We start from the raw sequence: 12931 nt of genomic DNA, 5'->3' as shown, positions 1-12931 counted from the left end.
ATAAATCCTCAACTATTAAGTTGAGGATTTATTTTATATTGTATAGATTTCTTCTTTCAAAATTCCTGGTTCAATTTCAATTGGAGATTCATTTTGTCTAAAAATTCGGGCAGATAATTTACCTTTAAGTTCCACTATTCCTTTCTCTACTCTCAGCCAACTTCCTTCTCGCAAACCAACAACAACTTGATGATTAAACTTATGAAATTCATTGATACGTGTTTCTCTCGTTTCTCCTTTATGCGTAGAATTTGGATCTGGATCTAAATAATGAGGGTTTATATTAAATGGCAAAAATTGTAACGCATCAAAACTAGGTGGATATACAATAGGCATATCATTCGTTGTCCCAATCGTCAAACCAGTTAAATTACTTCCTGCACTTGTACCAATGTATGGCGTTCCATTATGAACTGCTTTTCTCAACTCCCCTACCAAACCAAGTTCATACAAGGTTTTAAGCAATAAAAATGTATTTCCTCCACCAATAAAAATTGCTTTAGCTTGTAAAATTGCTTCTTTTTTATTCTCAAAAGTATGCAATCCTTTTACAGAAATCCCAACAGTTTCTAAAGCTTCTTTTACATTTTGTGTATAATCATCATAGTTAATTCCAGAAGGTCTAGCATAAGGCACAAAAACAATTTCATCTGAATTTATAAATTCTTTAATTTCATCTTTTATATATTCTAAAAAACTATAACCGTGAATCGTACTTGTACTAATCACTAATAATCTATCATTTGAATTTATCATCTTGTCGTATTTTATATCAAAAGTAAGTGAAAAAGAAAAAACCGAAGCATTCTACTTCGGTTTTATTCTTAATTCTTATAATTAATCCATTTTATCATTTCCTTTACAGTAGGTTTTTTACCATAAATTAAAATCCCAATTCGATAAATTTTTCCAGCCATATAAACCATAAATATTGTACTAATTAACAATAAGAATAGAGATAATGCTAATTGCCAAATTGGAACATCGAATGGAATTCTTGTAATCATTGAGATAGGCGAAGTCAATGGAATCATCGATAACCAAAAAGCAACTGGACCATCTGGATTTTCGAACGTAGTCATACTTCCATAAAGACCAATCATCATTGGCACTAACGGAAAATATGTAAATTGTTGCGTGTCTGTATCATTATCTACTGCAGAACCAATTGCAGCGAAAACAGAACTATAAAATAAATATCCTAAAATGAAATAAGCTATAAATACAAAGATGATTAATGGATAATTAAAGGTCAACAAAACTTCACTAATTTCAGTTACTTTTTGCATCATATCAGGATTAGATTCTGCTAATTGAGCCTGATTCATCATTTGTTGCGACATATCCATTCTAGAAGCTGCAATCGCTGGAAAAGCAAGTAATAGCGTCATAGTCATACCAATCCAAATTGCAAATTGAGTTACGGCAACCATTGTTGTTCCAAGGATTTTTCCCATCATCAATTCGAAGGGTTTTACTGAAGAAATAATAATTTCAACTACTCTATTATTTTTTTCTTCAACAACAGAACGCATAACTTTTACACCATATATCATCACAAACATAAATATGATATACGTTAAAAACATTGCTAATCCTATTTTCAGCTCCATTCCTTTGTCTTCTTTTCCATCTGTTACGTTGAAAACATTTAAGTTTACGCGAGATTTTGAAGCTTCTAAAGCATTTTTATCAATACCTAATTTTGCTTGTTTTTCTTTTTCAATTTTATCACTTATTGTTCTCGAAAGTTTTTCACGGTCAGTAATTCCAAGATTTCCGTTGGTAATTAATTCTGTATTTTTTTCTATATTCTGATAATTTCCATCCGAATTTTTTGGGATATGAAGTATCGCATTCAAGTATTCACTCCCTTTCAACGTATCTTTTATCGCTTTTAATTCTTGAGGTGTATAAATACTGAACATCATTTGTTTCGATGATTTAAATGAAGTTACAAACTCTGAACTTTCATCAACAATCGCAATATTTTTTACTTCTGAATTATTTGCAGAACTCAAGAAAAAAATCACCGCTCCTGCTCCAACAATCAACAAAGGAGAAAGAAAGGTCATAATAATGAAGGCTTTGTTTTTAACTTGTGAAAAAAATTCACGTTGTGCAACTAAAAATATATTTTTCATGAATAATTAGCTTAAAAATTAGGATTTGAACTTTGTTTAACAGCTTCTAAAAACACATCGTTCATCGAAGGAATAATTTCTTGAAATTGATGTACCTGACCAATTTGCATTAATTTTTGCAAAATTTCATTTGTCGGAGTTTCTTTATTGTACAAAAGATTAAACTCTGTTCGCTGATTGATATTTCTGATATCAGAAATATCAAATTCATTTGCTAAATTTTGAAGATAATCAGAATGGATTTCATCTAATTGAATTGCAAATTTCCCTGTTTTGAATTGATTACGAACTTCTTCTATCGTTCCGTCCAATACTTTATTTGATTGATTAATTAAAGCTACATGATCACACATTTCTTCTACAGATTCCATACGATGTGTCGAAAAAATAATCGTCGTTCCTTGATCTCTCAATTCAAGAATTTCATTTGCAATAATCTGAGCGTTTACAGGATCAAAACCACTAAATGGCTCATCAAAAATTAGCAAAGATGGATTGTGAATAACAGTAATAACAAACTGAACTTTTTGCCCCATTCCTTTCGATAACTCACTCAATTTTTTGTTCCACCAAGACATCATTCCAAGTTTCTCAAACCAATATTCAGTTCGTTTTTTTGCCTCAGCAGAAGAAAGTCCTTTTAGTTTAGCAAAATAAAGTGCTTGTTCACCAACTTTCATATTTTTGTATAAACCACGCTCCTCTGGCATATAACCAACTTGTCCAATTGATTTTTTTGTCAAAGGTTCTCCATTTAGTAAAATTGTACCACTATCAGGAGCAGTAATTTGGTTTACAATACGAATAAAAGTTGTTTTTCCTGCACCATTTGGTCCCAAAAGTCCATAAATAGATCCCTGTGGAATGTTGATACTAAAATTATTAAGAGCAACTTTATCTTTATATTTTCTTGTTAAACCTTCGGCTTGCAATAAAAATTCCATTTTCTATATCATTTGATTTGTAAAATTAGTAAGAAGAAAGTAGATTTCGTTACAGATTTTAATGAGATTCGTTCGGATCCCAAACAATTTCTTTAAAATTAACTACTTTATCATCTATAATTACTATTCCTTCGTTTTCTAACAGTTGTTGCATTAAAGTAGAAGGATTAAAATGATGCTTTCCTGTCAATTGACCATTCCTATTTACAACACGATGAGCAGGTACATCTTCTCGATTATGTGCGTGTTTCATAGCATAACCAACTACACGAGCAGAAAATTTTTCTCCGATATATTTGGCTATCAAACCATAGGTAGAGACTCTTCCTTCTGGAATTTCACGAACGATTGCGTAAATTTTCTCGTAAGTATCAGAAATGATTTTTGTCATAATCTAAACATTTGTTGTAAATTTAAAGAAAGTAATAGAATATGAGCCAAAAAGTTCCAATTAAATCGCTTTTAAGCCGACCACGTTTTAAAGTATATACCCATCTTTCGAAGCCAGAATTTATCGAATTAATCAAAAAACATTTACAAGAAAATTCACAAGAATATGGTGGATATGCAAACGAAGAAGTTGCTATGATTCGTGTTCGGAAAGATAAAGACAAATATTGGCATCCTCAATTACAAATTCGAATAGAAGAAGATGAAGATCATCCAGAGTATTTGGTTGTAAGAGGAATAATTGGTCCAAAACCGAGTATTTGGACATTTTTTGCTTTTTTATATGGTTTAAGCTGCGCAATCATTTTGACATTGGGATGTTATGCTATATCCGAATATATAGTTCAAGGAAAAAGTGTATGGATTTGGAGTATTCCAATAGCTTTATTACTTGGCTTAGGAACATATTTAGCAAGTTTATACGGACATCAATTGGCTAAATTTCAATTGGGAAGACTTTATCATTTTGTAAATACTTTGCTTAATGACGCAGAATTTTATGAAAATAGTGATGAATTGAAATAAAAAAAGCGACCAATCCGGTCGCTTTACAAGAAATATGTTGAGATAATATATTAATTAGATTACTTTCACATTAACGGCGTTGACACCTTTTTTTCCTTGTTCTAAGTCAAATGACACTTTATCATTTTGAGCTACTTTGTCTGCCAAACCAGAAACGTGTACGAAGTACTCTTTTCCTGATTCGTCATCTTTAATAAATCCGTATCCTTTTTCTTCATTAAAGAATTTTACAGTTCCTTTATTCATAGTATTATATTTTCGTTGATAAAGATAAAAGTTTTATTTACAAAACCAATACTAATTTTAAATATTTTTTTTCAGTTTTTTAAAAATGCATTTTTTTAGATTATATATTCAGCCTAATTTTGTTACTATAATTAAAAATTTTGGCAGGAATCTATATTCATATCCCCTTTTGTAAGCAGAAATGTAGTTATTGCGACTTTCATTTTTCAACAAATCTTCAGAATAAATCTATATTAGTTGAGGCAATTAATAAAGAACTTGAAATAAGAAAAAATGAAATAACTCAACCGTTAGAAACGATTTATTTTGGAGGAGGAACTCCTTCTATTCTATCAGAAATAGAATTAGAAAGCATTTTCGAAACAATTTATAAAAATTATTCTACCCAAAATTTAAAAGAAATTACGCTCGAAGCTAATCCAGATGATTTGAACAAAGAAAAACTTAATTTCTTAAAATCAACGCCAATCAACCGTTTTTCTATTGGTGTACAATCTTTTTTTGAAGAAGATTTGAAATTAATGAATCGAGCACATAATGCACAAGAAGCAGAAAATTCGATAAAAATGGTACAAGATTTTGGTTTCGAAAACATTACCATTGATTTGATTTATGGATCCTCAACAACGACAAACGAAATGTGGATGCAAAATTTACGAAAAGCAATTAATTTAAATATTCCACATATTTCTTCTTATGCGTTGACAGTCGAAGAAAAAACCATTTTGGATCATCAAATTAAAAAAGGAATCACAAAACCTGTTGATGAAGATCGTCAAAATGAACAATTTCAATTGTTAGTTGATACATTAACTTCAAATAACTTTATACAATACGAAATATCTAATTTTGGAAAAGAGAATTACTTTTCGCTTCACAATTCAAATTATTGGAAAGGAATTCATTATTTAGGAATTGGACCATCTGCACATTCATATAACGGGAAATCGCGCGCTTGGAATATTGCTAATAATTCTAAATACATACAAAACATTCGACAAAACAATCTACCACAAGAGATTGAAGTTTTAAATGAAGTAGAACAATTTAATGAAATGATAATGATTGGATTAAGAACAATTTATGGAATAGATTTACAACGAATTAATTCAGAATTTTCACAACCATTAATTGATTTATTTCATCATGAACTTAATCAATTACTAAATGAAAATCTTGTTGAACAACAAGAAAATAAAATCATTTTGAAACCAGAATCAAAATTTTTCGCAGATGGAATTGCTTCAAGGTTATTTTACATCGATTAATTTGTTAAATTTGCGATATGAATGATAACAGACCAATTGGTGTTTTCGACTCTGGTGTTGGTGGTTTGACGTTTGCAAAAGAAATAAAACGTCTGCTTCCAAACGAAAGTTTAATCTATTTTGGTGACACTCAAAATTTACCTTACGGAGAAAAATCAAAAGAAGCGATTACACGATTTTCGGTAGACATTACGAATTTTTTAATACAAAATAATTGTAAAGCGATTTTAGTTGCATGTAATTCTGCAACAGCTAATTCATTGAAAGAAATTAGGGAAGCTGCTGGAAAAGATATTCCTATTATCGATGTTATTTCACCTGTTGCGGAAAAAGTTTCTTTCGAATTAAGAGAAAAAATTGGTGTTATTGCTACGAAAGCTACAGTAAATTCTGCCGCTTACAAAAAGGCAATTCGTCGTCGTAATAAACATATTAATGTTGTCGAAATGTCAACTCCTCTACTAGTCCCTGTAATAGAAGAAGGTTTTTCAAATTCAATTATTTCAAAAGCTGTTTTAGAAACTTATTTGCTAAACAAAAAATTAGAGGGAATTGATTCTTTAATATTAGGTTGTACACATTACACACATCTTGAAAAAGAAATCAATCATATACTAGAAGGAAAAGTTGACATTGTAAATTCTCCTTTAATTGTCGTAAATCAAGTGATTTATCAATTAGCAAAAGAAGGTAAATTGGCATGCAAAGAGGTAAATGCAACCTATACATTTTATATTTCTGTACATACAGATAATATAACGAAAGTTGCAAAAAAATTCTTTGGAAAAGACATTCAATTAATTGAAAAAAATTTAGAAAATTAAATAGAGCCGACCATTATATGTCGGTTTTTTTATAATAATATAGATTACAAACAAGCAAAAACAAATCAATTCATGGAAAAATCATCAGAATTAATTGCATTAGAAGAAAAATACGGAGCGCACAACTATCATCCGCTTCCAGTTGTATTGGAAAAAGGTGAAGGCGTTTACGTTTGGGATGTTGATGGAAAAAAATATTTCGATTTTTTATCTGCTTATTCAGCTGTAAATCAAGGACATTGTCATCCTCGTATTATTAATCGATTAAAAGAGCAAGCAGAAAAATTAACGTTAACTTCTCGTGCTTTTTACAATGCTGAATTAGGAGAATACGAAAAATTTATCACAGAATTATTTGGTTTCGAAAAAGTATTACCAATGAATACGGGAGCTGAAGCGGTAGAAACTGCTTTAAAAATAGCTCGTAAATGGGGTTATGAAAAGAAAGGAATTGCTGCTGGTGAAGCAATTATTGTTGTTTGTAAAGACAATTTCCATGGACGTACAACAACTATTATTTCTTTTTCGAATGATGAAGATGCACGAAAAAATTTCAATCCATATACAAGTGGATTCGAAGCCGTAGAATACAACGATGTTGATGCATTGAAACAATTATTAGAGAAAAAAGCTGATAAAATTTGTGGATTCTTGGTAGAGCCTATTCAAGGAGAAGCTGGTGTTAATGTACCTTCTGATGGATATTTAAAAGCTTGTGAAGAGTTATGTAAACAACACAATGTTTTATTTATTGCTGACGAAATTCAAACAGGAATTGCGCGTACAGGTAAAATGTTAGCTATCGATCACGAAAATATTAATGCTGATGTCTTGATTTTAGGTAAAGCTGTTTCAGGAGGAGCTTATCCAGTATCTGCAGTTTTAGCAAATGACGAAGTGATGAATGTAATCAAACCAGGACAACATGGTTCTACTTATGGAGGAAATCCGTTAGCTGCAGCAGTAGCTATGGAGGCTTTAAAAGTTGTTCTAGACGAAAAGTTAGCTGATAATTCTGAAAAATTAGGTCAAATTTTTAGAGCTGAAATCACTAAAATGGCAGAAGAATTCCCTTTATTCAAATCGGTTCGTGGAAAAGGTTTATTAAATGCAATTTTAATTAACGATACTCCAGAATCTGAAACTGCATGGAATTTCTGTGTAGCGATGAAAGATAACGGATTATTAGCCAAACCTACACACGGAAACATCATTCGTTTCGCTCCTCCTCTTGTGATGAACGAAGAACAATTGCACGAATGTTTAGCGATTATTCGTAAAACTGCAGAAGAGTTTTCTAAATAATTAACTATACAATTCATATAAACAAAAGCCTCTTAATTAGAGGCTTTTGTTATATTTTAAGGAGCTAAACGCTCTTTTTTCCAATCAAAATCTTCTTGCAACACATAACGAACCCTATCATGTAATCGACTTGGGCGTCCTTGCCAAAACTCAATTTCAGTTGGTCGAATTAAAAAACCTCCCCAATGTGCTGGTCGAGGAATTTCCTTTCCTTCGTATTTTTTTTCTAACTCCAATTCTTCTGCAGCTAAATCTTGATGCTCATCAATCACAGAACTTTGAGCAGAAATCCAAGCGCCTAATTGACTACTACGTGGACGCGTTTCGAAATAACCATCAGAATTATTATCCGAAGTTTTCTCAGCAACACCTTTTATTATAATCTGTCTTTCTAAAAAAGGCCAGAAAAAAGATAAACACACTTTCGGATTTTCTAATAAAGCCTTTCCTTTTTGACTGTTGTAATTGGTGTAAAAAATAAAACCTTCGTCTGTATATCTTTTCAATAAAACAACTCGAGTTCTTGGAAAACCATCTTCACCAACAGTTGCAACAGACATTGCATTCGCTTCATCTACTCCATCAGATTCTTCTGCTAGCAAAAACCAATCTCTAAATTGTTCGATAGGATTTTCTCTTAACGAATCAAAATTCATCGACTGTTTTTCGTAAACTTTTCTTTTATAACTTAAATCTTGTTTCATTAATGATTATTTTATATTTTTAAACAGCTAATCTTATATTTCGTTAAGATTTTACGCAATAAAACCGAAACAAAATGTCTATCAAAAGTATAAAAAAAGGAGCTATTTTGGTCGCTAAACCGACATTAAGTAACGATATTTTTCAGCGAAGTGTTATTTTAATTACAGAACACTTAGAATCTGGAAGTATTGGCTTTATTATTAATCATTCTTCTCATATACCAATTAGTATTTTTGTTTCTGAAATAGAATCGGGCTCAATCGTTTTTGAAGGTGGTCCAGTTGATAAAGAAAATATTTACTACATTCATAAGCGACCTGATTTGATAAGAAATAGTGAAAAAATTTCAGACAAATTGTATTGGTCTGGTGTATATGAAGATGTTCGTGATGCAGTCAATCAAAATTTAATAACAGATCATGAAATAAAATTTTTCATTGGATACTGTGGTTGGGCACCGAAACAAATTACAAACGAACTAAAAAATAATTCTTGGACTGTAACTGATTTAAATTTTGATATTTTTGAGCCTTGGGATGCTGATTTATGGAAAAACTTGATGAAACAGCTTGGAGGTGATAACTTAATTTGGTTGAACACCCCCGCTGATCCTTCTATGAATTAATCGATTAAAGATTTACAAATACTTAAAAATCGATTTTGTTTTATCTGAAGTGTATTCTTTTTTGCGATTTTTGGTAATTGGTAAAATTCCAACTCCATCTATCAAAACAAAAACTTCTTCTGCTTTCTGAATTTCGAAAGGAAAAATCTCTGATTCTTCTACTTTAAATTCTTCAGATTTATTAATCTTTGTAATAAAGTTATTTCTTAAAACACTTGTTATTACACCTTCCTCTTTCTTCGGTGTACGAATCGTTTCTCCATTTACCACAAAAATATTTCCTCGTAAAGAACGTGCCATTTTTTTGTTCGCATTTAAAAGAATAATATCAGCATAATCATTTTCTAAACGATAAATTTCTGCTATATTTTCTTCTGGACGATAGGTATTCACAAGTGAATAAAAAGCTGTATTAATCGCATAATCTTTGTAAACATCAATCTCGTTTTCGTTTTCCAAAAACTCCCAATCTTGATTACTGTTTTCGATTGAAATCAAATAATTGATTGATGCTTTTAAATAATCTTCTTCCTCATTTCTGAAAGCAAAAAATTCTACTTTCCCTGATTTAGTTTGATTTGCTTCTGCTAATAAATTGATTTGTTCTTGAAAAAATTCTGGTGTAAAATCTAATGGAATATTCATGCGGTAAATACGCATAGAAGCCATTAAATTGAAATAATGATCTTCCCAATCAACTATTTCACCATTTACAAATCGTAAAATTTCTTTTACAGCGTCACCATTTCGAAAAGCTCTGTTCTGAGTACTTACTTCTGCATTTGCTTGATCTACAATAACGCCACCTAAGTTAATTTTCAAAATAATAGATTTTAAACAGATCCTAAGATTTTTTTAAGATCTTCAATTTGACTTTCCCACAATTGTTTTGATTCTTCTACTTCATCTTCATCAGCAAAATCTGTGATAACTAATGAAACATCATTTGTTAAATCGTCCTCTACAATTGTCAATTCGAAGAAATATTTTGTGTCTTCATCATACTCCCATTGAAAACGAACATAACTATCTTGCTTCGATTTCATCAAAAACGCAGATTCTTCGTGTCCATCCCAAATAAAAGTATATTTTTCTCCACGAGAATTTACGTTATCTGCAAACCATTCCGATAAACCAGAAGGGTTTGAAATATAGTTATATAGCAAAGACGGTGAAGACTTAATTGAAAATTCTACTTGATATTTCTTTTTTGGCATAATTCTATTTTATTGAAGTCGCAAGATATAAAATGAATTGTATCTACCAAAGAAAATCAAAATAAGTTTTGTTATAAAATCTAAAAAATTTTACCTTTGCAAAAATTAAAATTCGGCGAGGTAGCTCAGATGGTTAGAGCGCAGGATTCATAACCCTGAGGTCGGCAGTTCGATTCTGCTCTTCGCTACAATAGAAAAGCCCAAACATAAACATGTTTGGGCTTTTACATTAACTACTAAAACCTATACTAATCTAAATAACCTACAACTTGATAAGCTCTTGATCCTCTGTTATAAATTTTTTGGTACAATACTCCTCCAAATTCATACAAGTATTCTCCATCATAATCTACTCTTTCATAACCCGCTGGTAAAGCGTATACAATAGCACCGATTGGGGCTTGAACCACTTCATAATAATTTCTATTTGGGCTATAATAAACTCCTTCGTAGAAATAATATGGATTACGATTACCAATATTAATTGTCACATAACCGACTGGTAAAATATTAATTCTAAATCCTACATATGGCATATATCTTACATAACCACTATTATAAGGGCGATAATAAATACCATTGTTTCCGTAGAAATTATAATTGTTGTAATTATATTTATGATAATTTTTTACATTAACATTTGATACCGGACGATTTCCTCTATAATTACTAGAACTTGAATTAATACGAACAGGATTATTATAAAAATCTCTGTTTCTTAAACTCTCAGATCGATTGCCTTGGTTTCCTTGACTATTCTCTCTGTTATTTCTACTATTATTACTATCTCTATTAGAACTTGGTCTACTTCCAATAACGGCAGTATTATTTCTATCTATTCTCGTACTCTCAACACGATTTGTTCTAGAACTTGTATTTTTCCATGAATCGTTATTATTATTTCCTCGATCTATTCTCTCTGTTCTATTTCCTTCTATACGACTAGTTCTATTCTCATTTCTAGCCACCTCAGAGCGTCCATTTCCTTGACTTCTTGATACTTCTCTTGAAGAAGAACCTCTCTCACCACCTCTTTGACCTCTATCTTGAGCATTTACACCAACAGCTAACATGGCTGTAAAAGCTACTCCTAAAAGTGTAAATCTAATTTTTTTCATCATCTAACCTTTTATAAATTAAGATACCTATCCTAATACTATTTCCGTGCCATAATTATAAATTTTATCTCAAAAAAAATCGATTATTATCAAAATAATTTATAACAAATTCATAATCAAGATTTTAATTTTACAATTTTGTTTGACAATTTTGTTAAATATTTTATTCCTGACAAGGTTTGTATTGATTTTTGAATTCATTACTTTTGTTTTATAAGAAATTAAAACAATGATTGACGTTAAAAATGCTTATATCGCCTTTATCAGTTTACAAAAAGTAGGACATAAAGTACGTGAAGAAGCCAATATTTTTGCCGATAAAACACTTGAATATGACGAATCGAAAGAAGAACAATTAGTTCCTTTTTTACTAAGTCCATTCAAAAAAACACTCGAAATTAATCGCTTTACACATTATACAGATAAATTAGAATTTAATGTTTTGTATAATCAATGCAAACAAATGTTTGATGAAGAGATTGATTTTATTGATTTTTCGCAAGAAGTATTAAGTCATTTATATGAAAAGTCATTGCATCCGCAAATTAAAAGTGGTGAAGTTTTTATCACACTTTTCGAAAATATGATGTTTGATGGAATTCCTTGCCGTGGAATTGGAATTTATAAATTAGAAAACAAGAAGAAATTCTTGCGTTTTGACGAATCAAAAGGATTAGATTATAACATTTGGAAGGGTTATAAGTTAGAAGGAATTGACAAAGCTTGTCTTATTCTTGATGCTTATCGTGACGAAGGTTTCCGAGTTTATTCTATCGATGATAAAAATGTGGAATCGGAATATTGGAAGAAAAATTTCTTAGAAATTGATCTAATAAAAGACAACAATTACCATACTAAAAAATATATGGAATTGATTAATGACTTTTCTAATGATTTCTTGTTAGACAAAACGGATAAAAAACAACAAGCAGAATTTATTTCGAACTCTATTAATGTTCTAAATTCGAATGAAGTTGTAACCAACGAAATTTTTGAAGAAGAAGTTCTTAAACCATTTGAAATTATTGACGAATTCAAAGAATATAAGAAAGATTACAGCGAAAATAACCGTGTAGAATTTGTTGAATCTTTTGAGGTTTCTGTTCCTACTTTGATGAAAGAATCTAAGAAAATTAAAAGTGAAATAAAATTAGATACAAAAATTAACATCAAATTAGATTTGACAAATCCTGACGCAGCCGAAGAATATTTGGAACGCGGTTTTGATGAAGAAAAGAAAATGTTTTATTATAAAGTATATTTTAATTCAGAACAATAAATTGAAAGCTCCTATTTTGGAGCTTTATTATTTAATATACATTTCGAAATTAGATTTATATTTTTCTGATAAATTAAACGTTTTCTTTCTTATAATTAATTGATTTTTACCAAACGAATTTACTTTATTGAAATTAATTAATTGTGAACGATTGATTTGAATAAAATTTTTAGGTAAAATTTCTCTCATCTTTTTCAAAGTCATCAAAGGAATAAACGGTGTTGATTTTTCATCCGTATAAATTTTCAGATAATCTTTCATACTTTCGATATATAAAATAG

At 30.2% G+C, this 12931-nt stretch carries 16 protein-coding genes and 1 tRNA gene; 7 read left to right on the top strand and 10 right to left on the bottom strand.

What is annotated here, in order from left to right:
* Positions 1–33: 33 nt before the first annotated feature.
* The 4 genes from pepE to AC2I98_RS02150 form a co-directional block, all read right to left on the bottom strand.
* Positions 34–756, bottom strand: coding sequence for a dipeptidase PepE (gene pepE, locus AC2I98_RS02165; RefSeq protein WP_486412993.1), 723 nt, complete (start codon positions 754–756; stop codon positions 34–36).
* Positions 757–824: 68 nt separating this feature from the next.
* Positions 825–2144 (bottom strand): ABC transporter permease, encoded by a 1320-nt coding sequence (locus AC2I98_RS02160; RefSeq protein WP_486412992.1) that lies wholly within the window; start codon positions 2142–2144, stop codon positions 825–827.
* 11 nt (positions 2145–2155) lie between these two features.
* On the bottom strand, positions 2156–3088 hold the full coding sequence (locus AC2I98_RS02155) for an ABC transporter ATP-binding protein (RefSeq protein WP_486412991.1): 933 nt from the start codon (positions 3086–3088) through the stop codon (positions 2156–2158).
* A 58-nt stretch (positions 3089–3146) separates the two neighbouring features.
* Positions 3147–3479, bottom strand: a complete 333-nt coding sequence (locus tag AC2I98_RS02150; RefSeq protein WP_486412990.1) for an MGMT family protein — start codon at positions 3477–3479, stop codon at positions 3147–3149.
* Between the two features lie 41 nt (positions 3480–3520).
* Between AC2I98_RS02150 and AC2I98_RS02145 the strand changes: the two genes are divergently transcribed.
* A complete protein-coding gene (locus AC2I98_RS02145) occupies positions 3521–4063 on the top strand; it encodes a hypothetical protein (protein WP_486412989.1) in 543 nt (180 codons plus the stop codon).
* A 54-nt stretch (positions 4064–4117) separates the two neighbouring features.
* Here the strand turns inward: AC2I98_RS02145 and AC2I98_RS02140 are convergent, their stop codons facing one another.
* Entirely contained in the window at positions 4118–4309 is a 192-nt protein-coding gene (locus AC2I98_RS02140) for a cold-shock protein (protein ID WP_486412988.1), read from the bottom strand.
* Between the two features lie 140 nt (positions 4310–4449).
* On the opposite strand from AC2I98_RS02140, the gene hemW reads away from it, so the two are divergent.
* From hemW to rocD, 3 genes are all read left to right on the top strand, one after another.
* On the top strand, positions 4450–5577 hold the full coding sequence (gene hemW / locus AC2I98_RS02135; RefSeq protein WP_486412987.1) for a radical SAM family heme chaperone HemW: 1128 nt from the start codon (positions 4450–4452) through the stop codon (positions 5575–5577).
* A 17-nt stretch (positions 5578–5594) separates the two neighbouring features.
* Complete coding sequence (gene murI, locus AC2I98_RS02130; RefSeq protein WP_486412986.1) at positions 5595–6401, top strand: glutamate racemase; 807 nt, start codon at positions 5595–5597, stop codon at positions 6399–6401.
* Between the two features lie 72 nt (positions 6402–6473).
* The gene (rocD, locus tag AC2I98_RS02125) at positions 6474–7706 is read left to right on the top strand and encodes an ornithine--oxo-acid transaminase (RefSeq protein WP_486412985.1); all 1233 of its coding nucleotides are present in this window, start codon (positions 6474–6476) and stop codon (positions 7704–7706) included.
* Between the two features lie 56 nt (positions 7707–7762).
* On the opposite strand, the gene pdxH is transcribed toward rocD, so the two are convergent.
* The gene (pdxH, locus tag AC2I98_RS02120; protein ID WP_486412984.1) at positions 7763–8410 is read right to left on the bottom strand and encodes a pyridoxamine 5'-phosphate oxidase; all 648 of its coding nucleotides are present in this window, start codon (positions 8408–8410) and stop codon (positions 7763–7765) included.
* A gap of 74 nt (positions 8411–8484) precedes the next feature.
* Between pdxH and AC2I98_RS02115 the strand changes: the two genes are divergently transcribed.
* Positions 8485–9036: a YqgE/AlgH family protein gene (locus AC2I98_RS02115; RefSeq protein ID WP_486412983.1), complete on the top strand. Its 552-nt coding sequence runs from the start codon at positions 8485–8487 to the stop codon at positions 9034–9036.
* Between the two features lie 12 nt (positions 9037–9048).
* Here AC2I98_RS02115 and AC2I98_RS02110 read toward each other — a convergent pair whose 3' ends face one another.
* Both AC2I98_RS02110 and AC2I98_RS02105 read right to left on the bottom strand, forming a co-directional pair.
* Positions 9049–9858 carry an aminotransferase class IV gene (locus tag AC2I98_RS02110; protein WP_486412982.1) on the bottom strand — a complete coding sequence of 270 codons (810 nt, stop codon included), beginning with the start codon at positions 9856–9858 and terminating at the stop codon, positions 9049–9051.
* Positions 9859–9869: 11 nt separating this feature from the next.
* Positions 9870–10253, bottom strand: coding sequence for an START-like domain-containing protein (locus AC2I98_RS02105; RefSeq protein WP_019975947.1), 384 nt, complete (start codon positions 10251–10253; stop codon positions 9870–9872).
* A gap of 114 nt (positions 10254–10367) precedes the next feature.
* Between AC2I98_RS02105 and AC2I98_RS02100 the strand changes: the two genes are divergently transcribed.
* Positions 10368–10441 (top strand) — tRNA-Met (locus AC2I98_RS02100).
* A gap of 60 nt (positions 10442–10501) precedes the next feature.
* Here AC2I98_RS02100 and AC2I98_RS02095 read toward each other — a convergent pair.
* Complete coding sequence (locus tag AC2I98_RS02095) at positions 10502–11371, bottom strand: DUF6515 family protein (protein ID WP_486412981.1); 870 nt, start codon at positions 11369–11371, stop codon at positions 10502–10504.
* A 229-nt stretch (positions 11372–11600) separates the two neighbouring features.
* On the opposite strand from AC2I98_RS02095, the gene AC2I98_RS02090 reads away from it, so the two are divergent.
* Entirely contained in the window at positions 11601–12650 is a 1050-nt protein-coding gene (locus AC2I98_RS02090) for a nucleoid-associated protein (RefSeq protein ID WP_486412980.1), read from the top strand.
* Between the two features lie 27 nt (positions 12651–12677).
* On the opposite strand, the gene AC2I98_RS02085 is transcribed toward AC2I98_RS02090, so the two are convergent.
* On the bottom strand, positions 12678–12911 hold the full coding sequence (locus tag AC2I98_RS02085) for a LytTR family transcriptional regulator DNA-binding domain-containing protein (RefSeq protein WP_486412979.1): 234 nt from the start codon (positions 12909–12911) through the stop codon (positions 12678–12680).
* Between the last annotated feature and the right edge of the window lie 20 nt (positions 12912–12931).

Source organism: Empedobacter sp. EJD.6dd (assembly GCF_057369435.1).
This window is presented reverse-complemented; position numbering and strand designations above follow the sequence as displayed.

Coding starts and splice junctions, on each gene's coding strand:
- pepE (WP_486412993.1), bottom strand. CDS start 756: ATGATAAATTCAAATGATAGATTATTAGTGATTAGTACAAGTACGATT.
- AC2I98_RS02160 (WP_486412992.1), bottom strand. CDS start 2,144: ATGAAAAATATATTTTTAGTTGCACAACGTGAATTTTTTTCACAAGTT.
- AC2I98_RS02155 (WP_486412991.1), bottom strand. CDS start 3,088: ATGGAATTTTTATTGCAAGCCGAAGGTTTAACAAGAAAATATAAAGAT.
- AC2I98_RS02150 (WP_486412990.1), bottom strand. CDS start 3,479: ATGACAAAAATCATTTCTGATACTTACGAGAAAATTTACGCAATCGTT.
- AC2I98_RS02145 (WP_486412989.1), top strand. CDS start 3,521: ATGAGCCAAAAAGTTCCAATTAAATCGCTTTTAAGCCGACCACGTTTT.
- AC2I98_RS02140 (WP_486412988.1), bottom strand. CDS start 4,309: ATGAATAAAGGAACTGTAAAATTCTTTAATGAAGAAAAAGGATACGGA.
- murI (WP_486412986.1), top strand. CDS start 5,595: ATGAATGATAACAGACCAATTGGTGTTTTCGACTCTGGTGTTGGTGGT.
- rocD (WP_486412985.1), top strand. CDS start 6,474: ATGGAAAAATCATCAGAATTAATTGCATTAGAAGAAAAATACGGAGCG.
- pdxH (WP_486412984.1), bottom strand. CDS start 8,410: ATGAAACAAGATTTAAGTTATAAAAGAAAAGTTTACGAAAAACAGTCG.
- AC2I98_RS02115 (WP_486412983.1), top strand. CDS start 8,485: ATGTCTATCAAAAGTATAAAAAAAGGAGCTATTTTGGTCGCTAAACCG.
- AC2I98_RS02105 (WP_019975947.1), bottom strand. CDS start 10,253: ATGCCAAAAAAGAAATATCAAGTAGAATTTTCAATTAAGTCTTCACCG.
- AC2I98_RS02095 (WP_486412981.1), bottom strand. CDS start 11,371: ATGAAAAAAATTAGATTTACACTTTTAGGAGTAGCTTTTACAGCCATG.
- AC2I98_RS02090 (WP_486412980.1), top strand. CDS start 11,601: ATGATTGACGTTAAAAATGCTTATATCGCCTTTATCAGTTTACAAAAA.
- AC2I98_RS02085 (WP_486412979.1), bottom strand. CDS start 12,911: ATGAAAGATTATCTGAAAATTTATACGGATGAAAAATCAACACCGTTT.